General features: G+C 31.2%; 31 protein-coding genes. 18 read left to right on the top strand and 13 right to left on the bottom strand.

Annotation, left to right across the window (positions count from 1 at the left end; genetic code table 11):
- Positions 1-59: 59 nt before the first annotated feature.
- From FOF46_RS18950 to deoD, 4 genes are all read left to right on the top strand, one after another.
- A complete protein-coding gene (locus tag FOF46_RS18950; protein ID WP_143917547.1) occupies positions 60-944 on the top strand; it encodes an RsiV family protein in 885 nt (294 codons plus the stop codon).
- A gap of 83 nt (positions 945-1,027) precedes the next feature.
- Positions 1,028-1,327: a thioredoxin gene (gene trxA, locus FOF46_RS18955; protein ID WP_109434324.1), complete on the top strand. Its 300-nt coding sequence runs from the start codon at positions 1,028-1,030 to the stop codon at positions 1,325-1,327.
- A 2-nt stretch (positions 1,328-1,329) separates the two neighbouring features.
- Positions 1,330-1,977: a deoxyribose-phosphate aldolase gene (gene deoC, locus FOF46_RS18960; protein WP_109434325.1), complete on the top strand. Its 648-nt coding sequence runs from the start codon at positions 1,330-1,332 to the stop codon at positions 1,975-1,977.
- A 5-nt stretch (positions 1,978-1,982) separates the two neighbouring features.
- Complete coding sequence (gene deoD / locus FOF46_RS18965; RefSeq protein ID WP_143917548.1) at positions 1,983-2,681, top strand: purine-nucleoside phosphorylase; 699 nt, start codon at positions 1,983-1,985, stop codon at positions 2,679-2,681.
- Positions 2,682-2,757: 76 nt separating this feature from the next.
- On the opposite strand, the gene FOF46_RS18970 is transcribed toward deoD, so the two are convergent.
- Complete coding sequence (locus FOF46_RS18970) at positions 2,758-3,597, bottom strand: universal stress protein (RefSeq protein ID WP_109434327.1); 840 nt, start codon at positions 3,595-3,597, stop codon at positions 2,758-2,760.
- Between the two features lie 144 nt (positions 3,598-3,741).
- Between FOF46_RS18970 and FOF46_RS18975 the strand changes: the two genes are divergently transcribed.
- The 3 genes from FOF46_RS18975 to FOF46_RS18985 all read left to right on the top strand — a co-directional run bounded on the left by FOF46_RS18975 (position 3,742) and on the right by FOF46_RS18985 (position 5,280).
- Positions 3,742-4,191 (top strand): DUF2267 domain-containing protein, encoded by a 450-nt coding sequence (locus FOF46_RS18975; protein WP_109434328.1) that lies wholly within the window; start codon positions 3,742-3,744, stop codon positions 4,189-4,191.
- A gap of 71 nt (positions 4,192-4,262) precedes the next feature.
- Positions 4,263-4,535, top strand: a complete 273-nt coding sequence (locus tag FOF46_RS18980) for an acylphosphatase (RefSeq protein WP_109434329.1) — start codon at positions 4,263-4,265, stop codon at positions 4,533-4,535.
- 130 nt (positions 4,536-4,665) lie between these two features.
- Positions 4,666-5,280 carry a WG repeat-containing protein gene (locus tag FOF46_RS18985; protein ID WP_143917549.1) on the top strand — a complete coding sequence of 205 codons (615 nt, stop codon included), beginning with the start codon at positions 4,666-4,668 and terminating at the stop codon, positions 5,278-5,280.
- A 7-nt stretch (positions 5,281-5,287) separates the two neighbouring features.
- Here the strand turns inward: FOF46_RS18985 and FOF46_RS18990 are convergent, their stop codons facing one another.
- On the bottom strand, positions 5,288-5,728 hold the full coding sequence (locus tag FOF46_RS18990) for an Lrp/AsnC family transcriptional regulator (protein WP_109434473.1): 441 nt from the start codon (positions 5,726-5,728) through the stop codon (positions 5,288-5,290).
- A gap of 103 nt (positions 5,729-5,831) precedes the next feature.
- On the opposite strand from FOF46_RS18990, the gene FOF46_RS18995 reads away from it, so the two are divergent.
- Both FOF46_RS18995 and FOF46_RS19000 read left to right on the top strand, forming a co-directional pair.
- A complete protein-coding gene (locus tag FOF46_RS18995; RefSeq protein WP_143917550.1) occupies positions 5,832-6,761 on the top strand; it encodes a 2-hydroxyacid dehydrogenase in 930 nt (309 codons plus the stop codon).
- Between the two features lie 3 nt (positions 6,762-6,764).
- Entirely contained in the window at positions 6,765-7,178 is a 414-nt protein-coding gene (locus tag FOF46_RS19000; RefSeq protein ID WP_109434332.1) for a VOC family protein, read from the top strand.
- Between the two features lie 277 nt (positions 7,179-7,455).
- On the opposite strand, the gene hpf is transcribed toward FOF46_RS19000, so the two are convergent.
- Positions 7,456-7,758: a ribosome hibernation-promoting factor, HPF/YfiA family gene (gene hpf / locus FOF46_RS19005; RefSeq protein ID WP_143917551.1), complete on the bottom strand. Its 303-nt coding sequence runs from the start codon at positions 7,756-7,758 to the stop codon at positions 7,456-7,458.
- A gap of 115 nt (positions 7,759-7,873) precedes the next feature.
- Here hpf and FOF46_RS19010 point away from each other — a divergent pair, with 115 nt between their 5' ends.
- The 3 genes from FOF46_RS19010 to FOF46_RS19020 are packed head-to-tail and all read left to right on the top strand — an operon-like array spanning position 7,874 to position 10,901.
- Complete coding sequence (locus tag FOF46_RS19010) at positions 7,874-8,956, top strand: efflux RND transporter periplasmic adaptor subunit (RefSeq protein WP_143917552.1); 1,083 nt, start codon at positions 7,874-7,876, stop codon at positions 8,954-8,956.
- The gene (locus tag FOF46_RS19015) at positions 8,956-10,218 is read left to right on the top strand and encodes an ABC transporter permease (RefSeq protein WP_143917561.1); all 1,263 of its coding nucleotides are present in this window, start codon (positions 8,956-8,958) and stop codon (positions 10,216-10,218) included. Before FOF46_RS19010 ends, FOF46_RS19015 begins: the two co-directional genes overlap by 1 nt.
- A gap of 8 nt (positions 10,219-10,226) precedes the next feature.
- Positions 10,227-10,901: an ABC transporter ATP-binding protein gene (locus FOF46_RS19020; RefSeq protein WP_109434335.1), complete on the top strand. Its 675-nt coding sequence runs from the start codon at positions 10,227-10,229 to the stop codon at positions 10,899-10,901.
- On the opposite strand, the gene FOF46_RS19025 is transcribed toward FOF46_RS19020, so the two are convergent.
- Positions 10,894-11,733, bottom strand: a complete 840-nt coding sequence (locus tag FOF46_RS19025; protein ID WP_109434336.1) for a universal stress protein — start codon at positions 11,731-11,733, stop codon at positions 10,894-10,896. The genes FOF46_RS19020 and FOF46_RS19025 overlap by 8 nt on opposite strands.
- A 139-nt stretch (positions 11,734-11,872) precedes the next feature.
- Here FOF46_RS19025 and FOF46_RS19030 point away from each other — a divergent pair, with 139 nt between their 5' ends.
- The gene (locus tag FOF46_RS19030; protein WP_143917553.1) at positions 11,873-12,655 is read left to right on the top strand and encodes a DUF6544 family protein; all 783 of its coding nucleotides are present in this window, start codon (positions 11,873-11,875) and stop codon (positions 12,653-12,655) included.
- A gap of 59 nt (positions 12,656-12,714) precedes the next feature.
- On the opposite strand, the gene FOF46_RS19035 is transcribed toward FOF46_RS19030, so the two are convergent.
- Genes FOF46_RS19035 through FOF46_RS19050 form a run of 4 tightly spaced genes read right to left on the bottom strand, consistent with a single transcriptional unit; the run spans position 12,715 to position 15,746 of the window.
- The gene (locus FOF46_RS19035; RefSeq protein ID WP_143917554.1) at positions 12,715-13,203 is read right to left on the bottom strand and encodes a hypothetical protein; all 489 of its coding nucleotides are present in this window, start codon (positions 13,201-13,203) and stop codon (positions 12,715-12,717) included.
- Positions 13,204-13,217: 14 nt separating this feature from the next.
- Positions 13,218-14,183 (bottom strand): MlaD family protein, encoded by a 966-nt coding sequence (locus tag FOF46_RS19040; RefSeq protein ID WP_109434339.1) that lies wholly within the window; start codon positions 14,181-14,183, stop codon positions 13,218-13,220.
- A gap of 28 nt (positions 14,184-14,211) precedes the next feature.
- A complete protein-coding gene (locus FOF46_RS19045) occupies positions 14,212-14,964 on the bottom strand; it encodes an ABC transporter ATP-binding protein (protein WP_143917555.1) in 753 nt (250 codons plus the stop codon).
- Entirely contained in the window at positions 14,964-15,746 is a 783-nt protein-coding gene (locus FOF46_RS19050; protein WP_143917562.1) for an MlaE family ABC transporter permease, read from the bottom strand. Before FOF46_RS19050 ends, FOF46_RS19045 begins: the two co-directional genes overlap by 1 nt.
- A 151-nt stretch (positions 15,747-15,897) precedes the next feature.
- On the opposite strand from FOF46_RS19050, the gene FOF46_RS19055 reads away from it, so the two are divergent.
- Positions 15,898-16,167 carry a heavy-metal-associated domain-containing protein gene (locus FOF46_RS19055; RefSeq protein WP_109434341.1) on the top strand — a complete coding sequence of 90 codons (270 nt, stop codon included), beginning with the start codon at positions 15,898-15,900 and terminating at the stop codon, positions 16,165-16,167.
- 29 nt (positions 16,168-16,196) lie between these two features.
- Complete coding sequence (locus tag FOF46_RS19060; protein WP_143917556.1) at positions 16,197-16,379, top strand: hypothetical protein; 183 nt, start codon at positions 16,197-16,199, stop codon at positions 16,377-16,379.
- 59 nt (positions 16,380-16,438) lie between these two features.
- On the opposite strand, the gene FOF46_RS19065 is transcribed toward FOF46_RS19060, so the two are convergent.
- The 4 genes from FOF46_RS19065 to FOF46_RS19080 are packed head-to-tail and all read right to left on the bottom strand — an operon-like array spanning position 16,439 to position 20,130.
- A complete protein-coding gene (locus tag FOF46_RS19065) occupies positions 16,439-17,377 on the bottom strand; it encodes a hypothetical protein (RefSeq protein ID WP_109434343.1) in 939 nt (312 codons plus the stop codon).
- An 11-nt stretch (positions 17,378-17,388) separates the two neighbouring features.
- Positions 17,389-18,348: a DUF6175 family protein gene (locus tag FOF46_RS19070; protein WP_109434344.1), complete on the bottom strand. Its 960-nt coding sequence runs from the start codon at positions 18,346-18,348 to the stop codon at positions 17,389-17,391.
- Positions 18,349-18,366: 18 nt separating this feature from the next.
- Positions 18,367-18,897, bottom strand: coding sequence for a hypothetical protein (locus FOF46_RS19075; protein WP_143917557.1), 531 nt, complete (start codon positions 18,895-18,897; stop codon positions 18,367-18,369).
- An 18-nt stretch (positions 18,898-18,915) separates the two neighbouring features.
- Positions 18,916-20,130 (bottom strand): hypothetical protein, encoded by a 1,215-nt coding sequence (locus FOF46_RS19080; protein ID WP_109434346.1) that lies wholly within the window; start codon positions 20,128-20,130, stop codon positions 18,916-18,918.
- Between the two features lie 740 nt (positions 20,131-20,870).
- On the opposite strand from FOF46_RS19080, the gene FOF46_RS19085 reads away from it, so the two are divergent.
- The 3 genes from FOF46_RS19085 (at position 20,871) to FOF46_RS19095 (ending at position 24,199) form a co-directional block, all read left to right on the top strand.
- Positions 20,871-21,803, top strand: a complete 933-nt coding sequence (locus FOF46_RS19085; protein ID WP_109434347.1) for a metallophosphoesterase — start codon at positions 20,871-20,873, stop codon at positions 21,801-21,803.
- A gap of 25 nt (positions 21,804-21,828) precedes the next feature.
- Positions 21,829-22,959, top strand: coding sequence for a helix-turn-helix domain-containing protein (locus FOF46_RS19090; RefSeq protein ID WP_167571889.1), 1,131 nt, complete (start codon positions 21,829-21,831; stop codon positions 22,957-22,959).
- Between the two features lie 103 nt (positions 22,960-23,062).
- Entirely contained in the window at positions 23,063-24,199 is a 1,137-nt protein-coding gene (locus FOF46_RS19095) for an acyltransferase family protein (RefSeq protein ID WP_208746797.1), read from the top strand.
- Between the two features lie 26 nt (positions 24,200-24,225).
- Here FOF46_RS19095 and FOF46_RS19100 read toward each other — a convergent pair whose 3' ends face one another.
- On the bottom strand, positions 24,226-24,465 hold the full coding sequence (locus FOF46_RS19100) for a NifU family protein (protein WP_109434349.1): 240 nt from the start codon (positions 24,463-24,465) through the stop codon (positions 24,226-24,228).

Here is a 24,465-nt window from a genome sequence, read left to right on the forward strand (position 1 = left end):
AATATCATATTTTTTAACCATACGCTATCCTATTTTTATACCATTCAAAAAATCAACATATGAAAACCTTAATCGCTTGCCTTGTCCTGCTAAGTTTAATCTCTTGTAAAAATGAAGTTTCTCCTCAACATCAAACAGAGCAAAAAGAAACAGAATCTCATATCGAACAAAAAGCCAAAGACACTATATCAATATTTTCTGAAGATAACTTAGAATTAAATCAAGAAAAAACAAAGGCTATAAAAAGAGAACGATTAATAACCGCAGAAGACGATAAACCACAATTACAAGAGCTTGTAATCTCTAAACGTTTTTTCAAAGAAGAAGATCACTATATCCTAGATTATCAATATCCGTATCTTAATGAAAAAATCAATCCTAAACACTCCATATTTAATGATTATATCACAGAAAATTATTTAAATATTGAAAAAACAGAAAACCAGATTCTTGAAGATAAAGAGCTTCTTTGTGATACTCTAAAAATTAATAGATTTAGAGATAAAAGAAGTATCGATTACAAAATTTACAATACAAAAAATAATTTCATAAGTGTAGTACTTTATAAAGAAAATTATTATTCAGGAATGTTATACTCTACATACCTTTTTGATTGTGTCAACTTTGATCTCAAAACGTATAATTTTATATATTTTGATGATTTTTTTGAAATAGGTTCAGAAGAAGAAGTTTTTAATACTATAAACACTATCATAAAAGAAGGTATAGGCTCTGGAGATTTATATTATGATTGTTGGGAGTTATCCAAAGGTGATTTTAAGGCGTATAAAAACAACTTTGTGGTTAATGATGACACTGTAGAATTCTACTTTGACGATTGTGTTATTTGTCCATCTTACACAGGAACATACTCTATTGAGGTTCCTATTAAAAAAATTATGCATCTTATCAAAAAGTATAATAATACTCCCAAAATTGGTTAGTTTTTCGAATTCATTATTATAAATTAGTATTCAAAATAAATATATTCTTCTACATCTAATCTTTGAACGTAATATAAAAATTAATGAAAAGTAGTTTTAATACTATAATAGATTCTAAAACACCTGTATTGGTAGATTTTTTTGCCGATTGGTGTGGACCATGTAAAGTACTTGCTCCCATCCTTAAGGAAGTAAAAGATGATCTCGGTGAAAATATCAAAATTGTAAAGATCGATGTGGATAAAAACCAACCTTTGGCATCAAAATACCAGGTTCGTGGCGTTCCAACTATGATTTTATTTAAAGACGGAAAGCAATTATGGAGGCAATCAGGAGTACTACAAAAAAATGACCTTTTAAATATAATAAGTTCACATCGTTAACAATGGTACTTAATACATTCATAGACCATACTCTTCTAAAGGCTAATGCCACAGTTGATCATATTAAACAACTTTGCGCAGAAGCAAAAGAGCATCATTTCTATGCAGTTTGTGTAAATAGTTACTATGTTGCTTTGGCAGAAAGTGAGCTCATGAAAACCGATATCAAAATAGCTGCTGTAGTAGGCTTTCCTCTTGGAGCGACAATAGCAAAGGCCAAAGTTTATGAAGCAAAACAATGTATCAAAGATGGAGCACATGAGATTGATCTGGTACTTAATATAGGGTTACTAAAATCTGGATATCATAAGATTGTTGAGGAAGAAATCAAGGCAGTTAAAAAAGAAATTGGAGAACATATCTTAAAAGTCATTTTTGAAAACTGCTACCTTACTGATGAAGAAAAGAGAATTGCTTGTCAATTATCCTTGAATGCTGGTGCAGATTTTATAAAAACTTCTACTGGTTTTGGTACCGGAGGAGCTACTCCCGAAGATATAGTACTTATGAAAAATGAAGTACACGGGAGTACCATAAAAATAAAAGCATCTGGTGGGATTCGAGATCTTAAAACAGCAACTCAATATATCGAATTGGGGGTTGATAGAATAGGCACATCTGCTGGAGTCACCATCGTAACTTCAAAATAAATCAGATGAGTATACACATTTCAGCACAGCCAGGAGAAATAGCAGAAACAGTTTTACTTCCCGGGGATCCTCTTCGTGCTAAATGGATTGCAAACACTTTTCTAAATGATCCCGTCTGTTATAATGAAGTTAGAGGAATGTTAGGGTATACAGGAACTTATAATGGAAATCCAGTTTCGGTTCAGGGAACGGGAATGGGAATTCCTTCTGCTTTAATATATTATCACGAACTCATTAATCACTATGGAGTTAAAAATCTAATTCGAGTAGGCTCTGCTGGTTCATACCAAAAAAATGTTCAACTTAGAGATATTGTTATTGCTATGTCTGCTTCTTCTACATCGGGAATTAATACTACAAGATTTGTTAACTCAGATTATGCTCCGACTGCCAATTTTGAATTATTGATGAAAGCCGTGCACTATGCAAAAGATAATCATATTGCTATAAAAGCGGGGAACATACTATCTTCAGATGAATTTTATGAGGATGACCCTGATGCTTATAAGCATTGGGCAAAATACGGAGTGCTCTGTGTTGAGATGGAAACAGCAGGTTTATATACTATTGCTGCAAAATTTAATGTAAGAGCCCTTTCGATTCTTACAATTTCTGATTCTTTGGTTACTGGGGAGAGAACTTCGATTGAAGAACGAGAAACCACTTTTAGCAATATGATAGAAATCGCTTTGGGTATTTTATAAAGAAGCCTCATAAGCATATCGTAGCATCCGTCTTTTAGATACACGCCTATGAGGCCACAACAACATATGAATGGGATTACATTTTAAATGTTATCACTGGTTTATTTGCGTGATTTGCGATATCCTCTCCTATACTTCCGTTAAAGAAATGTGCCAGACCACGACGACCATGAGTAGGGATTGCAATAATGTCTGCTTCTATTTTATTACTATAATTAAACACTCCGCTTTCTACACTATAATCATTATAGTAAACCACATTATTATACATATCCATATTACCAGAATCTGCTTTGAATAAAAATTCTCTTACCCTTTCTTCAATCTGTCCAGAGCTTCTAAATCGTTCTCCCGGTAGGTTTATATATAACAAATGTACATTAGCTCCAAATGAGTTAAACAGTTTTATCGCATTATGATAAGGTCTAATATTCTCTATCTTAAAATCACATGCAAATACTACTTCTTTCATAGTAAAATCTTCTACTGGATTCTTAATCACTAATACAGGCACATCTGCAGTTCTAACTACTTTCTCTGTATTTGAACCTATAAAAACTTCTTCAGATAAACCACTAACACCATGAGAACCCATAACAATTAAATCTGCATCATTTTCATGTGCTACCTCATTAATCTCACTAAAAATCTTATAATTCTGTACAGTTTCTGTTACTTTAATTCCTTCCAGATAATCTTTATCCAAAAAAGCACTAAATCTATTTTCTGCAAGTTTCATATAATACATTGCTTCATTAATCTCCTGACCTTCATTTTTGGTCAATACGGCTTCAGATAATCCTAACATGTGTAATACTACAATTTCTGCATTTTGTTGTTTAGCTAGTATTGCTGCAACCTTTAATGCATATTCAGAATATTCAGAAAAATCTACGGGGACAAGAATTTTTTTCATAATGTAAGTATTAAGTGTTTTTACAATGTCAAAATTATAAGATGTAATCCCCAATTAATATGATAATTATCATACAAATCCTCTTTAGAAGATGATAACTTTATATTTTATGTTCGAATAATCGAAAACCAAAACCTCTTTATAATGGCACTTAATTTTAATCGATATGCAACAGAAGCAAACACTTTTTTAAAAGAATATGCTGAAGAAATGAACTTAAGCGAGACTCCAGATAAAGCAGGTAGAATTCTATCTGCAATTTTACATGGATTACGAGAAATTATATCTATAGAAGAGTCCTTGCAATTTATTGCTCAACTCCCCATGTTTCTAAAAGCTGTATATGTCAATGGGTGGTCTATTAAAGGTAAAAAACATAGGATAAAACATATGAAGGAGTTTATTGATTTAGTAAGGTCCTTTGACGGAGTGACTTCTACTTATGATTTTGAATCTAATGAAATAGCAGAACATTATATTAATACTACATTTTTCATACTTCGTAAATATGTATCGACAGGAGAGATGAAGCATATAAGAGACGAGCTCCCCAAAAATCTTAAAAATATGATTTTTGATAAGTTATTTTTATAAGAATTTATATCACTTTTTATATTATTTAGGTACCTTTCAAAACTATCATATATGTCCAAAAAGCATCATAAATGTTAAAACATTATAACATTACAGTAACAGGAAAAGTTCAGGGAGTTTGGTATCGAAAAAATACACTTGAAAAAGCCAAAGAACTCCATATCACGGGCCATGTAAAAAATCTAAGCAACGGAAATGTATATATAGAAGCCGAAGGAAATCACGATCAACTTACCTCCTTTATAGCATGGTGTACTCTTGGACCAGAATTTGCAAAAGTGGACGATGTTTCATTTGAAGAAGGGGATATAAGGCCTTTTAAATGTTTTGAAATTATATACTAACTTGCTTTTCCAGTATTCTTTTATATCAATTCATAAGATTTAACCAAGATTTTGATAGTATGATATTTCTCATTTTATGATTGGTATCCATATGTTATTTTTAGAAGTATAATTTAAAAGATACATACTGATGAAAAGAATACTCATTTTAAGCATAGGCCTGATATTATTTTCGTTTTATGGAACCGCGCAGATTATAAAAGATATTGATGAAATTACACCATTTCATGAAGAGCTCGCTGCAATACGAAAAGGAAATAAATGGGCTTTCATAAATACAAAAGGAGAAATAATAATACCGTATAGAGAAGATATTGTAGCTTCTAAGGGAAGTGAAAGTTATCCTTACTTTAGCAACGAAAGATGTCTGATTAAACAAATAAAAAATGATATTTATTATTATGGATATATTGATAAATCTGGAAAGACGGTAATTGAACCAGAATACCTAAATGGTATTCCATTTAATGACGGATATGCTATTGTTCTAAAAATTGCAAAAGAGGAGTTGGGGAAAAATGATCTACTTGATAAAAAAGTGATTTCATATAGCTACGATGAAGTGGTGATAAACCCAAATGGAACTATTATAACTCATTTGTCTGGTCCAGAACATCTAATTTTTTCTAAAGATAAATTAAAGAAGCGACCTGGAATTCAATCCTATCTTATATCATCAAACTTAGTAGCTTTAAATAATAATAGTCGATGGGAAATCCATGTAGTAAATACTACGAAAGAATAAAAACCGTTCAGGTTTCTTGAGGTGTAATATCTGACAATATCAAAAAAGTAGTTGTATCTCCATATTGCATTAACTTATCTATTAAATCTTGTAAATGCAATTGATCCTTAAGTACAACTTTGAGGTGTACATTTTGGTTTCCTGTAATACGATGGGCTTCTTTGATTTCTGGCAACTTATTTATAAGCATAAAAAGAGCTTTTAAGTTTCCATGAAATACTTTTACTAATACAAAAGCTTCAATTGTATATCCAAGTAATTTATAATCTAAAGATAGATTATAATGTTTAATTATCCCTGTGTCTTCCATTTTCTGAATTCGCTCACGAACAGCAGATGGAGAAAGGTTAATTATACGCCCCAGATCTGCAAAAGAAATCCTGGAATTCTTTTTTAAACTAGAAAGTATTCTGTGATCAATATTATCTACAACCGATTCGTTCTTCATTTCTTCATAATTAACTTTATTCAATTTCAAATATAGCCATTAACCAAAGAATCAACTTCGAATTGAATATTTCTATCTTTAATTTTGATAAAAAAATAAAACTATGAGTATTGTGATCGTTTTTAATAACAAAGATCCTAAACCTTGGGCAGAAAAATTAAAATCTAAATTATCTGATATCCCTATCCAAATTTATCCAGAAATACATGATCCCCTGATAGTTAAATTTGCATTATGCTGGAAACCACACCAAAACATTCTTTTGCAATTTCCTAATCTTAAAGTAGTTCAGTCTGTAGGTGCTTCGGTAGAGCACATCATTAAAACACAAGAACTACGTAAAACAATTACATTAAGCAGAATAGTAGACAATAATCTTTCTCATGATATGTGGGAATACTTGTTGACTGCTATATTATCTATCTCAAAAAACAACTTTATATATGCTCACCAACAATCTATAAAATTATGGAAACAACATCCCTATACCAATATTCAAAACACTAACATATCTATCCTTGGATTAGGAAAAATAGGCTCTTTTGTTGCAGAAAAGCTTGGTCTACTTGGATATAAGGTTAAAGGATGGTCCTCTTCTGTCAAAAACATAAACAATGTAATCAGTTACTCAGGAATACAGCAACTTGATAAGTGCCTGCACAACACCGATATACTTATTAATATATTACCACTTACCGATACTACTCAAAATATTCTTAATATCACAAACCTTAAAAAGATAAATGCTGGAGGATATCTAATTAATGTAGGAAGAGGTGAACATCTTGTAGAAAATGATCTATTAGATCTGTTAGAGGAGAAATATCTTTCAGGGGCTATACTTGATGTCTTTAGATCAGAACCTTTACCAGATAATCATCCTTTCTGGAACCATCCAAAAATTCAAATAACTCCACATGTAGCAAGTCTTACCAATATCGAATCTGCATCATTACAAATTGTAGAAAACTATAACAGGTTTACATCTGGTAAGGAATTAATGCACCAAGTTTCATTAAAAAAAGGATATTAAACCATGAACACCATATTTCATCTTGCATTTAAAGTAAAAAACATCAGTAGTACCAAACAATTTTATAATAAAATATTAGGTTGTCCTCTGGGGCGAGAAACCACAGACTGGGTTGATTTTGATTTCTTTGGACATCAAATTTCTGCTCATGTCTCTGATACTATCCCTCCTCTTGACTATTGCGGAGTCGTAGATAAAATTAAAGTCCCCATTCCTCATTTTGGATGCATCCTACAAGAAGACCAATTTGATATTTTAAAACAAAAATTAAAAACTAATAATGTTGATTTTATGATTCCTCCACAAACACGATATGCAGACCAAACAGGAGAACAAAAAACAATGTTTGTACTAGATTTTAGTAATAATCCTATAGAATTTAAATGCTTCATTAAGAAAGCAGAAGTATTTAAATAAGTGTTTATAAACGGAAACAGGTAGACCTTCACCTACCTGCTTCTTTATAGGAAATTAATCTTGTAAATTACTTATAATTATAATTCTTAAACTTATTACTAAGCCAAGGAAACCTAATTATGTTCCTTTAAGCATGATTAACTTCTCTATTTGGTTTCTACTATACCATACTAAAAACCTTTCTTTAACTATAAATCACTTCTTTATCATCAAGGCTAAAGTACTCCTATTTTTACTCAAAAAATATGATATATATCAGTTTATACATCTTGAATAATTAATGATAAGGTTTAAACTCTTGCTTTCTTTTTTTTAATTGTTTTTCTATATCACTTAATGTTTCTTTAAAAGCTAATTCAAAATTCTGTTCATTTGATGTTGCATATATTTTAGGTCCTGGCAAACTCAATTCCATAGTACAGATTTTCCCTTTTCCTTTTGGATCATTTTCTTTTTTAAAAAACACATCAGATTTGATTACCCAATCGTATTTCTTGAATAGTTTATCTAGTTTTTCATGTACATAATCTTCCATGGTTTCACTTGTCGGCATTTGTACAAATTGAATATTGGTTTTCATAAATATCTCTGTTTAATTTTTATTCAAAAATAATAGGTATACCCTGTTTTAAATATGATAAATATCATTTCGAAAGCCGCTCTTTTAGTAGAAATTTGATAAAAAACAAATACGTATGCATACCCTCGTATTAAGGATACTTTTTGTTACCATTTTTATCTCTTGCTCTACTAAAGAAGATAAAATACTTCCCACGGTTAGTAATGTTACAGAATCAGTATATTCATCGGTAACGATTCAACCAGATAGTTTATATCAAGCATATGCTTCGGTAAATGGCATCCTGGATAAAAATCTCGTAGAAGAAGGACAAATCATAAAAAAAGGGGTTCCTATACTTCAGGTTATAAATAGCAATCCGAAATTAAATGCAGAAAATGCCAGATTATCTTTAGAGCTGGCAAAAAATAATTATGACGGAAACGCAGCTATTCTTAGTAGCATAGAAGAAGAAATAAAAGCAGCAATATTAAAAATGACAAATGATTCTATTAACTATTGCCGTCAAAAAAATCTTTGGAGTCAACACATTGGTTCAAAAGTAGAATATGACACTAAAAAATTAACCTATGAACTTTCTACCAATAATTTAAGCCTGTTAAAAAACAAATATTACAGGACTAGGGAAGAACTTCAAACTCAATTAAAACAAGCCAAAAACACTTACAAAACATCGGTTATTACCACAAAAGACTTCACTATTAATAGTAAAATTAATGGAAAGATTTATGCATTGTATAAAAACCCAGGAGAAGTTGTTAATACTTTGGAACCCTTGGCTTCTTTAGGGAGTGATAGCGTTTTTGTTATAGAAATGTTGGTTGACGAAGTAGACATAGTAAAGATAAAAAAGAACCAAAAGACGCTCATAACCTTAGATGCATACGATGAAGAAGTCTTTGTAGCAAAAGTGAGTAAAATTTATCCGAAAAAAGATGAGCGTAACCAGACTTTTATGGTCGAAGCACTGTTTGAAAAAAGTCCTGGGGTATTATATCCTGGTTTATCCGGAGAAGCAAATATTATAATTGCTCATATCTCAAAAACCTTGACTATCCCAAAAGAATATTTGGTTGATGGCAATAAAGTAAAAACTGAAAAAGGGTTAACTGAAATCAAGATCGGATTACAAAGTATGGATACTGTAGAAGTATTATCCGGAATTACTTCGAAAACATGGATTTACAAACCTCAATGATGGTTAACAAAAAAGTTATATTAAACATCGCCAAAACACATTTGGTTACCAAAATTAAACAAACCGCAACAGCAGCTCTTGGAGTAACATTTGGTATTGGCTCATACATCACTTTGGTTTGTTTTATGACTGGACTTAATGGAATGCTAGATGATTTAATACTCAATCAGACACCACATATTCATATTTTTAATGAGATTGAGCCTTCAAAAAAACAACCTACCGATCTATATTTTGAATTTCAAAACACACTTAACATTGTACACTCAATTAAACCAAAACAAAGCCAAAAAAGGATTCATAATGCATTACCAATAATCAATTATCTAAACAAAGATCCCAAAGTAAAAGGTGCTATTCCTCAAATAAAAGAGCAAATATTTTATATCGCTGGTTCTATCGAATTAGGAGGAAACTTAACCGGTATAGATATTTTACAAGAAGTTGAACTCTTCAATTTTAAAGATTATGTAGTTAAAGGTAGTCCGCAAGCATTAAAAAATAATGATAATGGTATTTTATTGGGTGCTGGAGTGGCAGAGAAAATGTCATTAGATATAGGAGATCGAGTTCAGGTTAGTACGATAAAAGGAGATGTCTTTCCGTTAAAAATTGTAGGGTTATATCAAAGCGGTATTGCAGATATTGATAATATTCAAAGTTTTGCAAATGTAAAGACAGTACAACGAATATTAGGTCAAGCCGAAAATTATATTACTGATATCAATGTAAAGCTATTTAATATCGAAGATGCAATTCCATTAGCACAAAAAATTGAACAACAATTTCAGTTAAAAGCTATTGATATCAAAACCGCAAATGCCCAGTTTGAAACAGGAACAACAATCAGAAATCTAATTACATATGCTGTTTCTATTACCTTATTAATTGTAGCTGGTTTTGGCATTTATAATATTCTAAACATGATGATTTATGAAAAAATGAATGATATTGCTATTCTAAAAGCAATCGGATTTTCGGGTAAAGATGTGCAATTCATCTTTATGAGTCAAGCGATGATCATAGGAGCTGTTGGTGGAAGTTTAGGGTTACTAATAGGTTTTGGATTATCTCATTTGATTGGTAGTTTACCTTTTGAAACTGAAGCTTTACCAACAATTTCTACATATCCAATTAATCATAATCCCTGGTTTTATATTATCGGTTTCTCTTTTGCTATGATTTCAACTTTTTTGGCTGGCTATCTACCATCTAAAAAGGCTAAAAAAATAGATCCTGTTCGTATTATCAGAGGACAATAATTTAAGTTATGAAAACAATTCTTGAAGCAAGAAACATCAATAAATATTTCAGGAAACCAGTACTTTTTCACGTACTAAAAGATATTAATTTTAAGGTAAATCAAGGAGAGTTTGCTTCTATTATGGGAAAGTCTGGATGTGGAAAATCCACTTTATTATATATATTGTCTACCATGGACACAGGTTATGAAGGTGACTTGTATTTAAATACAGAATTGATTACAGGTCAAGAAAACGAAAAGCTCTCTTATATCAGAAATAAGCACATTGGTTTTGTGTTCCAGTTTCATTATTTATTATCCGAATTTTCGGTTTTGGAAAACGTTATGCTACCAGCTAAAAAGTTAGCTGAAAAATCAATCGAAGAAATAGAATATAATGCCATAGAAAAGCTCCGCATCCTTAACATCGAGCATATTGCAAAAAAAAGAGCATCACAAATATCGGGTGGAGAAAAACAGAGAGTAGCCATCGCCAGAGCTTTGATTAATAATCCAACTATCATAATGGGAGATGAACCTACAGGTAATTTAGATAGTCAAAATTCTGATAATGTTTTTAATATTTTCAAACAACTTAGTGAAGAACAAGGGCTTTCATTACTTGTTGTGACCCATGATCAAGATTTTGCAGATAAAACAGACCGAATTATACAAATGGGTGATGGGAGGATTATTAATTGATATTGAAACTTAATAACGGAATAGTTGTATGAGATTCTATTTGTTTTACAACATCCTTATGAAATAATTTTTTAATGAAACCTCGTCTACCTCTTTCTAGCATTGCAATTATATCTGCATCAAGACTTTTCAAATACTCATTTAATTTGTCATGGATATTATCAGAAACAAGGACATCAAATTCGAGATTAGGATAGCTCACCTTTTGAAATAACATTTCTTTAAACCAAGCCATTTGATTTTCGTCCTCATCGTTTTCTTTGGACGAGATATGAACAACATGTATTGTGGCCTCAAAAAATGCTGCGATTTCTAGTAGTCTTTTAATAGCAAAAATATCTTCTTCTTCAAAATCTGTTGCATATACAATATTCTTTATCTCGGTGGCTATACTATTATTTGGGATAACCATAAGAGGGCAAGAAATCTTAGTTATTAGTTTTTTAGCAATATCTCCTTCTAGAAATCCTCGCTTACTATATTTATCTTTTATTCCTATAACAACCATGTCAACAGATAATTCTTTTACTTTTAGTAGGATTTCTTCTGTAATTGATATATTCCTAGCTACTTCAATTTGTATATTCATATCAGACAAATTATTTCCTAAATGTCTAATACAATACTCTTTCAGAATAGAATACTGTTCCTCATATAATCTTTTTGAAGTCTGCCTTAAGGAACTTATTACTGTAGTTCCTGTAAAAGTCATAACATCAAAAACATGTAATACTATCAACCTTGCTTTTATTCTACTACTTAAATCGTATGCATAACGCAAAGCAGATACTGAATGTTCTGTATAATCAGTAGCATAAAGAATATTTTTCATGATTTCTGTCTGTTTAAAAAAAGGTATGATTTTATCGGCTCAAAAAGAATGACATAAATCATTTATAATCAGCCAGTCATACTATAATTTAGAAGACTTCAGATTATTAGTATTTTAAAGAATTATTAAAATAATATTTATGATAATTGGGAGTATCGTATTATTACTATTCTTAATAGGTGTTGCCGGAATATCCTCTTTTAATAGTAGGGTTGAAAAAGAAAAAACAGCACTATTCAATTCAAAAAGAGGTGATCAAAAAATCACCAAAAATGACCTGAAAAATCTACCAAATCTTATAAAAAATCATCTCATCAAAACGGGTGTTCTGGGAAAACCAAAATATTGCAATGCTACTTTTAAACAAACGGGAATGATAAAAACAAATCCCGAAAAAAATTGGTTATCGTTTACTGCTATACAATATATGTCATCCAACAACCCTGGTTTTATCTGGACAGCTAAAACTTTACCAATGCTTATTCGAGATAAATATGTTAATCATAGGGGAGAAGTAAAAGTGAGTCTATTAGGCCTGAAAAACTTAATACTATTTACTGGTCAAAAAGTAGATCAAAGTTCACTAGGACGATATTTAGGGGAACTAATATGGTTCCCTATGGGTTTTCTGGATCCTGATATTTTGTGGCAAACTATTGACTCAAAAACAATCAAAGCAACTATTACAAAGAATAGCCAAGTCCTTGATGGTCTTTTTATATTTAATCAAAATGGAATGATAGACCTCTTTAAAACCAAAAGATATAGAGATATCGAATTAGAAAATTTTATAGGCGAAGTTGGAGAATATCAAGATTATGATGGACTAATAATTCCAAATAAGATGACTGCAATCTGGGATAGTAAGGAAGGAAAACAAGAATACTTTAAAGCGGATATTAAAGGCTATACACTACTGTAATAATAGCATTGAATACCTAAAATGTTATGATCATTAACTATAACAAAGCTTGCTTTATTTTAATATCCCACTTTCTTCTTTAATGAAGGGACTTCCCATTTAATCATTTCTTTCAAAAATTCATCAACTTTTTCTACTATAAATTTTTCGGTTATAGATTCTGGGGTATATACGCCTAATTCTACCATATTATTTTCATGAGATACGTTTTCGATCTGTGGAAATATCATAAAAACATAAACATCCCCATTGTAGGATTGAGAAAAAATCAGTGCTCCTCCCGGTAAAAATTGATACGCTGGGATTAAGTTGGTACAATCTATTAATTCTGGAGGAAAAGAATCAAAAGTGATATTAACTGCTTCATTGTTCTGTATCCAGCTTAATTCTTGAACTTTCCATCCAATATCATATTGTTTTACAATTCTGTTCAATGTTCTAACAAGAATATTTTTTGTTGTGTTTTTCCATAATACTCTTTTATCCACAACAGTTTTTATAGAATTTCTATAATCACTTATTCGTTCTTCGAGATGTTCTATTTTCATAACTCATGATGATATTAGTTTTTTTCTTTTTCCATCTTTTTAAAGTAATTTTTAAAAAAGAAATTATGCTTTAAAGCTTCCATATTTTCATTAAATCGATTGGTTCCTTCTTTAATATTATTCATTGTAGAATCTATATTTTTTACTAACATAGAGTCATTTGCCAAATAATGTAATACTCCTTCTCCATCATTAATCTTTCTAACCACATTGTTTAGGTTTCCTGTAACTTCGACAATCTCAGTACTCGATTTCTCTAGGTTACTAACTATAGTTTTCATTTTTTGCCCGGACAAACTATCATTTAATAAAACCCCAGCAATACTTTCGTTTTCCTTAATAGAAGAAATAACATCTTTGAGCTCTTCAATTGCATATGATGCTCCAGTACTAGCTTTTCTTAATTCATACATTGTCTTTTTAAGGTCTTTAGCCATAATAGAATCATTGATTAACAATCCTAGTGTTCCTTTACCATTAACAATTTCTGTTGTTATTTTTAATAAATCAGCTGTAAGTAATGCTGCATTTTCATTGGTAACGTTTAAGGTCGTAAGCATATCATCGGTTCCAATTTTACTATAGGATTGAATTGTATCTCCTGAAATCACAGATGGTTTTTTACTTTCCCTAGGAATTATATTAACAATCATATTACCTACTAAACCGTCTGATCCAATTGTAGCAACAGCGTCTTTTTTTATATGCTTCCCAATCTTTTCTTCAATGACCATTTCTACTATAATTTGAGCATCATTTATCATACGAATTCTACTCACGGTTCCCACATTGATTCCAGAATAACGAACATTATTACCTAATTCGAGACCATTTACATTTGTGAATTGCGTCATGATTTTAATGGTATTACCAAATAGATTTTGTCGATTTCCTATCGAATATAATGCTGCAATAAGTAGTACTGTCCCGACGACTACAAAAACGCCAAGTTTAAATTTTTGAGATGTTGTTTTTTTCATAACATTTTACTTTTGGTTAGTGTCATTTCTAATGTTTAAAAAATGCCATTGTCTCAGGATCATCAGAATGTGATAATTCTTGATAAGTCCCCTCTGCATAATTAATCCCATCGACCAATAAAATAATTCGATTAGAAATGACACGAGCACAATCCACATCATGCGTTATAATTAGTGAAGAGGTTCCATATTTTGCTTGTATACTACGCATCAACTCAATAATCTCTTTTGCTGTTATAGGATCTAGCCCTGTAGTAGGTTCGTCATAAAGAATAATTTTAGGTTTCAATATTAGTGCTCTCGCTAACGCGATACGTCGCTGCATTCCACCAGAAAGTTCTGCAGGCATTAGATCAATGGCATCTACTAGGCCTACATTTTCAAGTGCTTCAATGACTAATGCCTCAGTATGTCCTGTCATCCTTAGTTTTTTTTTATGCCGTCTAAGCGGAAATTCAAGATTTTCTCGCACGGTCATCGAATCATATAATGCACTTCCTTGAAATAGAAATCCAATTTCGGTTCGTAATAGATCTAATTCGGTTTGTCCCAGAACTGTAATATCCTGATTCCTTATCCTTATGCTACCACTATCAGCCTGCATCAATCCAACAAGGCATTTAATCATTACTGATTTACCAGAGCCCGACTTTCCCATTACTACAAGATTTTCTCCTTCAAATAATCGCAGATTAAACCCATTAAGTACATGATTCTCTCCAAAACTTTTTTTAAGATTCTGGATTTCTAAAACGGTTACTATATTCTCTTTTAATTTCATCAGATTTCAAAAAATATATCTGCCAAAAAAACAGCGACAAAGTCAATTATAAATAATAGCATCGAAGTATATACTACTGCAGAATTCGATGCTTCACCCACTCCAGCTGTTCCCTTTTTACAATAATACCCTTTATAACATCCTACTAATCCAATCGCATACCCAAAAAAGAATGATTTTATAGTTGCAGGAACTATATCGCTATACTCAATAGCATCAAAAACCTGATTAAAATACAGTCGGTAGGATACAGCTCCTTTTAGGTTTTCTACGATTGCAGAACCAAATAAAGCAATCGCATCTCCAAATACAATAAGAATAGGTAACATTAATGTAGTTGCTACAATGCGAGTAACTACTAAATATTTAAAAGGATTTGTTCCTGATACTTCCATCGCATCGATTTGTTCTGTAACTCTCATCGAACCCAACTCTGCTCCAATTCCTGAGCCAATTCGACCTGCGCAAATCAAAGCGGTAATTACTGGCCCTATTTCTCTAACTATAGAAATCCCTACCATAGAAGGCATCCACGATTCTGCTCCAAATTCCATTAACGTAGGTCTTGACTGAAGCGTAAAAACCAACCCTAAAATAAACCCTGTTACTCCTACTAAAAGCAAAGAACGATTGCCCATATGATAGCACTGTCGCAATAACTCCTGGAACTCAAATGGTTTGGTAAAGACTTCTCTGAAAAAACGTCTAGAGAAATATGATAAATCTCCAATCTCTATAAAAAAAGCTTTGGTTCTTGCTACTATACGAAGGGATTGCATCATAACATAATCTACTTCAGGTTTATTATCAAAGATAGAAGTAGTGTTTTCTAATAAAAATGACATAAATCATCATAAGAAGCAGATATTCTCTGATATATATCATAGTTTACCATAGTATAAACTCATAGTTTCGATTGCTAAAATTGATATTATGAGAACAACTATTGAAATCCAAAATTTAAAATGCAGTGGTTGCGAAAATACAATTGCAAAAAAACTTCATGCACTAGAGGGCATCAAAGATATATGTATAAACGTCAATGATTGTTCTGTATCTTTTAGTTATAAAACCCATCAGGGTCTGGAAACAGTACGACAGGAACTTTTAAAACTTGGATATCCAATTAAGGGAGATAAAAACAACTTTAATATAAAAGCAAAATCGTATGTGAGTTGCGCTATAGGAAGAGTAAGTAAATAATGTATGTTATATAGATAAAAAGTTCTACAATGAAAGAAAAAGTAAAAACAAATGCTTCTTCTAATTCAATCTATGGTTTAGGTTTTATAGGAGCAGTAATCTATTATATTAGTCACGCTACAGGTTTTTGGATAGGTGTAGTTGGTGTTTTAAAAGCAATCGTTTGGCCAGCAATTCTAGTTTATGAAATTTTTAAATATGTAAAAGCATAAAAAAAGCTGTCTAATTAGTTAGACAGCTTTTTTTTATATTAGGTATATGATATATAATCTTAATACCAACCTCTTACATTATATTTTACATTTTGAGGTTGATTTTTACCATACGCTACTCCTACGTCTCTAGCAGCCTTAATATAAGTCTTTTTAAGATCTAATACTTTTAACTGATAGTTCCAGTCTCTATCACTTAAATCCTTAACTCTTGCCGCAATTTTTGCATATAAAGATTTTACTTTACCATAACAAGCTCCTTGAGGCTCTATAGTTGATAAAATAGCTCCAGCTTCATTTGCTGCATTTATATCCTGATTTGCCGCCCAGATAGCTGATGCCTCAGTAAGTTTTTGCTTACAATCTCTATCGATACTCTTTTGATAAAGAACCTTGATTTTTGACTTTACTTTATTAAAACAAGTACTTGCTTCAGGAACATTAGTTAATATAACCAAAGCTTCATCAAATTCATTCTGTGCTTCTAAAGCTGCTGCTTTTTTAAGAATGTTAGAACAGTTAGAATTATAATACTCTATAATCTTTTCTTTTCCTTTTTCAACAAACTCTAAAATTTCAGGGTTTTTTGGTGATAATCTTTTAATCGCAGAGATATATGCTTTGGTTTCATTATTACCAACTCCTTTTAACTCGATAGATTGACTAGCAAACAAGGTTCCAGATACTCCATCACCAATATATAGTGTTACATTTAAATTTAATGCAGTTTTTGGAGGAGCCGTAGCTGTTATATCTTTACTTAACACACTAACATTTGGTGCTAATATAAACCTTGAGTTATACGGATTTTCACTAATTCCATTTTTAGTAATAATCTGTGCTAATCTATTCAATAGCATTTTTTTGGCAGAAGCAGGAATTCCTTCTACTTGCCTCGGCACATATGCTGCTAATGAAATACCATCGTTGTTACTTTTTTCTTGTGCTACCAATGAAGTCGCAACAAAAAACAACATTATATATAATACTCTTTTCATCATTTTATATTTTATTTTCCTCCTAATATGATTGTTGCTCTACCTAAGCCTTTCATAACAAGCTTGTTTGGAATTGCATATGGCTCACTTTTTAGCATTTTGCTAAGTCCTCTTACAAATCTTCTTGCATCCATAGCTCTTCCTTTATCATTAAAAAGAGGAATTCTTACTTGTTCAAATAAAGCCATATCTGCTGTCATATCTGTAGTATTAAATCTACCTTTAACTGCATTATCAGCTAACCAATCTTCGATAATAATTCCTAGTTCTTCATCATCATCACCATATTCTGATTCTAGATCACCATCCCAATCATCCCATTTCTGAACTCTTACAATAATTTCACGTCCGTTTTCAAACATATCATCAAAATGAGTTTGTAGAGAACCGGTAAAGTTATCCATGTGTGATAATACCGCTTCAGAAAGTAATACTGGTACTTCTGCAGAGAAAGAAGGAGCTCCTGTACCTGTTGCTGTTGCGATTTGTTTGTCTGTATATGCATCTAACCCTTGAAGATTAAAGTTAACTGATTTCTTAGGACCAGTTTTATTAATAGTCCAAGTTAATTGCATAATAATATCTGCTTTGGCAACTTTCTTAAGTGCATCAATTGGACTTTCACTTACACCGCTTCCTGTGTCTTTTGAAGAACGCATATTATCTTCGGCAGCATTAGACTCTAAAGTTTTTATAGCAGATTCCATATTTTTAAGAGGAAATCCTCTTTCTGCCATCATACCATTTATTTGACTAATTACCTGTAATACTTCAGCATTTTCCTGAAATGCCCTTTTATAATCGGGAACCTTTACAATTGTCCCTTGATTGTTAAACCCTAACATATATCCATTTTGATTGCACCAAACATCACTAGGAACAACCATAATAGTAGGTTTTTTTGCTTGACCAAAACCAAAGGAGATGGTAAGCATTAAAACCCCAACGAGTACGATAATATTTTTTTTCATTAATCTTTTGTTTTATGTTTAAAATCCCGAATTTAAAGCTCTAATTATTCCCTCTGCCTCTAACTTTTTTCTTAATTGGTCAGTGGTCACATTTACAACTACACCTATTTTATATTCTCTTTTACTAACTTTTAAGCGATCACCTGGTGCTATATTACCATCTGCCGCTGCTGTAACGTATTTTCTAAATTCTCCACCATCGCTAAAAAAGGTTTTAAAGAATTCTGCATGATCCTTCTCAGCACTTGGATTACTTACCAAAGGTTTAAATGGTGTACAACCATTTCCTCCTCCTGCATATCCTTTAAACACCATACCATGTACGGCATTTTTCATTGCCTGAGCAACTGCAAACTTTGGGTTTTTGGAATATGACCATACTTTTACAAGTTTAGAACCTTGTTTAGCAATACCTTCACATTCTACATCATACCTCCATTCTTGGGTATCCTTATTAGCCAATTTCTTTTTTCGTTGGGCATTAGCATTAAAACTAAAACATAACAATAGTAATACTACCAAGCCAATCTTTGTGATAAACTTATTCATAATATAAAGTTTTCTTTCTTAATTAATTTGTCTGATTAACATCCCGGAGTAAAAGTTTTTACCCCCTTTAAATAGTGTATATTCTTTAATCTCTTCTGTAGATTCGTGCTCTTCTCCAGCCATAAAACGGTTATCCCATATTTGTTTTTTGTTTACTTTGATAACACCTTGTCTTTTATAAACTGTTTTCCCATTTTTATCAATGGTTTGCTCTAATACTTCATATTTATCTCCTCCTTCTAATCCTTCTTTCAATCCAATTTTTGCAGATAATGGATCTCCACTTATTAAAGGAGTTTTTGTTCTAAATACTTCGTATTTTCTTTGCAATTTTGCAATTACAGCATCAACTGCTTTTACAGTAGCAATGGATACTAGTTGTTCTTCACTTTTTCTAGTAAATGAGCTACTTTGCAGATCGGCCCATGCAACTTCTGTACCTATTAATTCTACTTTAAAAATATCAGACTCATCAAAAGCCTTCTTCTTGGCTTCATCAAGATTAGCATCATCTGTCCAATAATCATTATAGAAGATAGCAGCAGTTTCTTCATTCCATACCAATTTATAAAGGTTTGAAGTTGTTTTAATCACATATCCTTTTCCTGCAACATCAAGAGCCTTACCTGCTAACTTGGATCCAAGTCCACCACCGTTTCCTGCAAGACTTGCAGCAAACCCTAATCCTGCTTTGGCTTTTTCGGCAACTTCTTCTTTACTGATATACTTAAAATCATTAACAACAATAAATGTGTTCTTGATAAGTTCTTCTCCAGCATCTGCTAGCAAAGCAAGTCCTCTTTCGCTATTTTTAGCAATTTTCACATCTAACTCTGTAGCGTTATATGACCCTCTCTCTGAGATAAGATCCATATTAAAGCCTCCTTGTTCACTTCTATTAAACCATTTTGCAACTACTGCTTTTGCAATTTTGTTAGTAGAAAAGTATTCTTGAATAGCTACTTTCTGCGCTTCTTTTATCTCTTCTTTCGATAATGATTCATCATAAACTTTGGCTATTGTTCTTAGCTCAATGTTATGATTATTAAATTTTTCAGGAATCTCGGCTGATGTAAATGCCTCTTCAATGACATCTGCGTATTCTCTTTCTTTATCCGTTACCATAAGTGTAAATAACGAACTTCTCCTGTAAACGACGTCAGTTGGTTTTTCCTGACCATAGACCCCAAACGTACTTACAGCTACTAATAAATATAGTATTACTTTTTTCATAGGTTAAATTAGTTAAAATTGATAGTTAGATTTTAATAGCATTTATCCCTTACTAAATGCTAATATGTACCTCATTTCTAGGCGCAAAAACAGCGAAATTAAATAAAAAATGTTAATTAACTTAATTTTTGTTAACATTTATTCATCGATAAAAAACGTTTTTTAACGACAAAAAGCTATTTCACAGAAAATATTCGATGTTTTTAACAACACTCTGTTTTTTTAATCCCGCATATACAACAAAAGTAATCTGTACACTTAAACAAATTAAAACCAAATATATATACGATTTCTTTTAATTGATATTCGAGATACTTCATCTTTTATTTGTATTTAATTTTATTCCTTAATTAAATACACACTTAAAAAAAGTAGCACAAGAAAACAACTATCAATTTTATTTTTAAAACGAATTTTACATCGTTAAAAATAGTTAGTCAAAAATGAATATTTAACATTGTATAGAGTACCCCGTTTTCAGTGAATTTTTATATCCTCACAGAATTTCTATATTCCTTTTATTATAAAATGTTTTAAGAGCGCTAAGTTTTTTAAAGGCTTTTAGGTTTATTCCTCTTTATTGTTTCCGCATATAAGCGGGAAGAACAAGGTTTCATTATTCAGTTTTAAAAAAACACCTCTATACTACATTGTATTCACAAATACCATTACTTCAGTAATAAAAAAACATATTCTAAAAACAAAAGCATTACTTATATTTACTTATAAATTTGATTCCTATGTCATCAGAATCCCGATTAAACCGTGCATACAAAAATGCCAAAGTCATTCCTTTTGATGATACTTCTAAATTTATATTGTTTAGCGACTGCCACCGAGGAGATAATAGTTTTGCAGATGAGTTTGCTAATAATAGGAATATTTATTTTCATGCTCTTAAATATTACTACAATAAAGGGTTCACATATTGCGAATTAGGTGATGGAGATGAGTTATGGGAAAATCGAAATTTTGATATGATATTTAGAGCTCATAAAAATGTATATGAATTACTTTCTCTTCTTTATAGTGAAAATCGATTAGAAATGATTTGGGGTAACCATGATATGGTATATAGGAATCCTAAATATGTAAAAAAACATTTATCTTATTATTTTGATCGTAAAACTGATAGGGAAATTGCTCTTTTTCCCAATATAAAATATGAAGAAGCGATTGTACTCAAACATAAAAATACGAAGCAGGAAATTTTTATGCTTCATGGTCATCAAGCAGATTTTATGAATTATACAGGATGGAAAATCAATAGATTTTTGGTTCGTGTATTATGGAAACCTTTACAGGTAATAGGAATTTCTGATCCTACCAGCCCTGCTAAAAATTATAAAGAAACTATTAGAATAGAGCGCAGAATTAAAAAATGGATTGCTAACAACAAAAATTTATTTACCATTATTGGTCATACTCATCGTCCGCGATTTCCTGAAGCTGGAGAATTACCACTTTTTAATGATGGTAGTTGTGTTCATCCAAGATCAATTACTGGAATGGAAATTGAAAATGGAGCTATTACCTTAATTAAATGGCAAATTTCTACTACTGAAGATGGTATCTTGAAAATTATTAGAATCCCCTTGGAAGGCCCTCAAAAATTAACTGATTTTGTTACCGATCGTATACCCTTAGATGCAAAACACCCAATACATAATTGACAATATCCCTATTAGACATAATCTAGTGTCTTATTTTATATCTATTGGAATCTTTTTTGGATTACTACTAAGTGCTGTAATTCTTTTTAGAGCTTCCAAAAAAAATATTGCTTTTAGGATATACGGCTGGTCCTTACTTATACAATCAATTATAGCAGCAGATACTTTTCTATGCTATACAGGGCTTATGAAATATACTCCACATTTAAATGATAGTACAGAACCATTAGTCTTACTTCTGGCACCTTCAATTTACATATTTATATATGCTCTTCTGGAACGAAAATCAATCACTTTAAAAAAACATTGGATACATCTCTTACCATCTGTATTATATCTTATATCTCAAATTAAATATTACTTTCAACCTACATCGATCAAAATCAATGCATATTTGGGTGCATATTTCCCAAATATGGAAAGAGCAATCGTTCTTGAGAATACAGATTATAGTTACCAGATCATCAAAGATGAATTTCGATGGCTTATCCTCTTTAGCTTAATAGTGTATATTGTACTATCGATACGACTGGTGTTAAAGAATTTCTACAATGGTAACACAAAAAACGCAAGCAATATTAAAGTTAATAAATATGATTTCTCTCGAAATACCATTCTTGCTTTATTAGCTTTTTTTATTCTTATTTTTTTGGTGTATTTGAATTTTGATGATGATGGTGGAGATCATTATATATTTATATTTCATACTATAACAGTATGTATCACTGGTTTTGTATTACTATCAGAGTCTCGATTTTTCGAAAATTCATGGTTGGCAGATAAATACGAAACCTCAAAAATTAATAGTGACTCTTTTTCTATTCAAAAAATAGAGCAATATATCAGAAATGAGGAGTATTATTTATCAAAATCTGCATCTTTAAAGGATCTGGCAAAAGCTCTTGGATCTAATCCTAATTACATTTCTCAAATCATTAATGTAAGTACTAATTTAAATTTTAATGATTTTATAAATCAATACAGAATTGAAGAATCAAAAAAAAGACTTTTAGATGACTCTTATGATCATCTCACTATAGAGGCCATAGGAAATTCTGTCGGCTTCAAATCAAAAGCCACTTTCTATAACGCTTTTAAAAAACATGTACAGCTTTCTCCAAAGGCATTTATAACACTTCAAAAATCAAATACTTAAAAATTAAAACGTCTAAAATTATAATTCTAGACGCAATACTTATTTTTTAAAACCTGATTACAAGCAAAATACGTCATTTTTGGAAAAATAAATTTTTAGTATTATGCAACAAAAAATTCGCCGTTATGATCTCGACTGGTTACGTGTCATTGTATTTGGGTTACTCATTTTTTATCATGTAGGAATGTTCTTTGTTCCCTGGGGTTTTCATATTAAAAACAACATCATTTATGATTGGATAAGATGGCCTATGTTATTTTTAAATCAATGGAGATTACCTATTCTATTTGTCATATCAGGTATGGGAACATATTATGCGCTTTCATCAAGAAATCTTTGGCAATTTAATATCGAACGTTGTAAAAGATTAGCTATTCCATTACTTTTTGGTATGCTTTTTATTGTTCCTCCTCAGGTATATTATGAACGTTTAACTAACAATGAATATTTTGGATCTTATATTGAATTCTTTACAACAAAGGCCTTTATTGGAGTATATCCAGAAGGAAATATTAGTTGGCATCACCTTTGGTTTTTACCTTATTTATTGCTTTTTTCTATATTTCTTTCACCCATCTTTGTCCGTTTAAAAAAGAAGCCTTCAAAACTTATATCCTGGATCAGGAAAAAGATTCAAAAAACATATGGTTTATATATTTTTATATTTCCACTGTATCTAACAGAAGCTTTTTTAGAGCCATTTTTTCCTATCACTCATGCACTAATTGATGATTGGTTCAATTTCATAAACTGTTTAGTGTTATTTTTCTTCGGTTTTATTCTTATTGCATCAGGTAAAGAATTTTGGAATAGTGTGGATCGAATAAAATCTCGAGCATTGATTATAGGAAGTGTTACGTTTTGTACGTTACTGATCATCTGGCTTCAGTTAGAAGATAGCACCTATGTACACTTCTCTGAAGCCTTAATCAAAGTCGTCAACTTATGGTCTTGGATATTGGTATTATTTGGATATGGAGCAAAGTTTCTAAATAGAAAAAGCAATCTGCTTGCCTATTGTAACAGAGCTGTCTATCCCTTTTATATTTTACACCAAACGATCACTATAGCAATCGGATATTATATTATGAATTTGGATTGGGGACTTGTACCTAAACTTATCTTAATGATTATTGGTACTTTTCTGGGAAGTTGGATGATCTATCATTTGATCATCATCAGAATCCCTATTTTACATCCATTATTTGGACTTAAAAAGTCTTATAGAGAAGCAGGTTAGCCTGCTTCTCTATAATTTTGATATTATTATTCTATATTGAGTACTTCTTCTATCTGCGGAGCATACTTTTTAATAGTCATCTCCACTCCAGATTTAAGTGTCATCTGATTCACACTACATCCTACACAAGCACCTTCTAACTGAACCTTTACTGTTTTATCATCTTCGATAGCAACTAAAGAAATATTTCCTCCATCACTCTCCAAAAATGGTCTAATTTCATCCAGCGCCTTTTCTACATTAATTCTTAATTCTTCAGAAGTCAT

The sequence above is a fragment of the Aquimarina algiphila genome (assembly GCF_007489275.1).
In the GTDB taxonomy this organism is placed as follows: domain Bacteria; phylum Bacteroidota; class Bacteroidia; order Flavobacteriales; family Flavobacteriaceae; genus Aquimarina; species Aquimarina algiphila.

Excerpts from the sequence above, each read along its gene's own strand:
- FOF46_RS18950 (WP_143917547.1), top strand. The coding sequence starts at position 60 with ATGAAAACCTTAATCGCTTGCCTTGTCCTGCTAAGTTTAATCTCTTGT.
- trxA (WP_109434324.1), top strand. The coding sequence starts at position 1,028 with ATGAAAAGTAGTTTTAATACTATAATAGATTCTAAAACACCTGTATTG.
- deoC (WP_109434325.1), top strand. The coding sequence starts at position 1,330 with ATGGTACTTAATACATTCATAGACCATACTCTTCTAAAGGCTAATGCC.
- deoD (WP_143917548.1), top strand. The coding sequence starts at position 1,983 with ATGAGTATACACATTTCAGCACAGCCAGGAGAAATAGCAGAAACAGTT.
- FOF46_RS18970 (WP_109434327.1), bottom strand. The coding sequence starts at position 3,597 with ATGAAAAAAATTCTTGTCCCCGTAGATTTTTCTGAATATTCTGAATAT.
- FOF46_RS18975 (WP_109434328.1), top strand. The coding sequence starts at position 3,742 with ATGGCACTTAATTTTAATCGATATGCAACAGAAGCAAACACTTTTTTA.
- FOF46_RS18980 (WP_109434329.1), top strand. The coding sequence starts at position 4,263 with ATGTTAAAACATTATAACATTACAGTAACAGGAAAAGTTCAGGGAGTT.
- FOF46_RS18985 (WP_143917549.1), top strand. The coding sequence starts at position 4,666 with ATGAAAAGAATACTCATTTTAAGCATAGGCCTGATATTATTTTCGTTT.
- FOF46_RS18990 (WP_109434473.1), bottom strand. The coding sequence starts at position 5,728 with ATGAAGAACGAATCGGTTGTAGATAATATTGATCACAGAATACTTTCT.
- FOF46_RS18995 (WP_143917550.1), top strand. The coding sequence starts at position 5,832 with ATGAGTATTGTGATCGTTTTTAATAACAAAGATCCTAAACCTTGGGCA.
- FOF46_RS19000 (WP_109434332.1), top strand. The coding sequence starts at position 6,765 with ATGAACACCATATTTCATCTTGCATTTAAAGTAAAAAACATCAGTAGT.
- hpf (WP_143917551.1), bottom strand. The coding sequence starts at position 7,758 with ATGAAAACCAATATTCAATTTGTACAAATGCCGACAAGTGAAACCATG.
- FOF46_RS19010 (WP_143917552.1), top strand. The coding sequence starts at position 7,874 with ATGCATACCCTCGTATTAAGGATACTTTTTGTTACCATTTTTATCTCT.
- FOF46_RS19015 (WP_143917561.1), top strand. The coding sequence starts at position 8,956 with ATGGTTAACAAAAAAGTTATATTAAACATCGCCAAAACACATTTGGTT.
- FOF46_RS19020 (WP_109434335.1), top strand. The coding sequence starts at position 10,227 with ATGAAAACAATTCTTGAAGCAAGAAACATCAATAAATATTTCAGGAAA.
- FOF46_RS19025 (WP_109434336.1), bottom strand. The coding sequence starts at position 11,733 with ATGAAAAATATTCTTTATGCTACTGATTATACAGAACATTCAGTATCT.
- FOF46_RS19030 (WP_143917553.1), top strand. The coding sequence starts at position 11,873 with ATGATAATTGGGAGTATCGTATTATTACTATTCTTAATAGGTGTTGCC.
- FOF46_RS19035 (WP_143917554.1), bottom strand. The coding sequence starts at position 13,203 with ATGAAAATAGAACATCTCGAAGAACGAATAAGTGATTATAGAAATTCT.
- FOF46_RS19040 (WP_109434339.1), bottom strand. The coding sequence starts at position 14,183 with ATGAAAAAAACAACATCTCAAAAATTTAAACTTGGCGTTTTTGTAGTC.
- FOF46_RS19045 (WP_143917555.1), bottom strand. The coding sequence starts at position 14,964 with ATGAAATTAAAAGAGAATATAGTAACCGTTTTAGAAATCCAGAATCTT.
- FOF46_RS19050 (WP_143917562.1), bottom strand. The coding sequence starts at position 15,746 with ATGATGCAATCCCTTCGTATAGTAGCAAGAACCAAAGCTTTTTTTATA.
- FOF46_RS19055 (WP_109434341.1), top strand. The coding sequence starts at position 15,898 with ATGAGAACAACTATTGAAATCCAAAATTTAAAATGCAGTGGTTGCGAA.
- FOF46_RS19060 (WP_143917556.1), top strand. The coding sequence starts at position 16,197 with ATGAAAGAAAAAGTAAAAACAAATGCTTCTTCTAATTCAATCTATGGT.
- FOF46_RS19065 (WP_109434343.1), bottom strand. The coding sequence starts at position 17,377 with ATGAAAAGAGTATTATATATAATGTTGTTTTTTGTTGCGACTTCATTG.
- FOF46_RS19070 (WP_109434344.1), bottom strand. The coding sequence starts at position 18,348 with ATGAAAAAAAATATTATCGTACTCGTTGGGGTTTTAATGCTTACCATC.
- FOF46_RS19075 (WP_143917557.1), bottom strand. The coding sequence starts at position 18,897 with ATGAATAAGTTTATCACAAAGATTGGCTTGGTAGTATTACTATTGTTA.
- FOF46_RS19080 (WP_109434346.1), bottom strand. The coding sequence starts at position 20,130 with ATGAAAAAAGTAATACTATATTTATTAGTAGCTGTAAGTACGTTTGGG.
- FOF46_RS19085 (WP_109434347.1), top strand. The coding sequence starts at position 20,871 with ATGTCATCAGAATCCCGATTAAACCGTGCATACAAAAATGCCAAAGTC.
- FOF46_RS19095 (WP_208746797.1), top strand. The coding sequence starts at position 23,063 with ATGCAACAAAAAATTCGCCGTTATGATCTCGACTGGTTACGTGTCATT.
- FOF46_RS19100 (WP_109434349.1), bottom strand. The coding sequence starts at position 24,465 with ATGACTTCTGAAGAATTAAGAATTAATGTAGAAAAGGCGCTGGATGAA.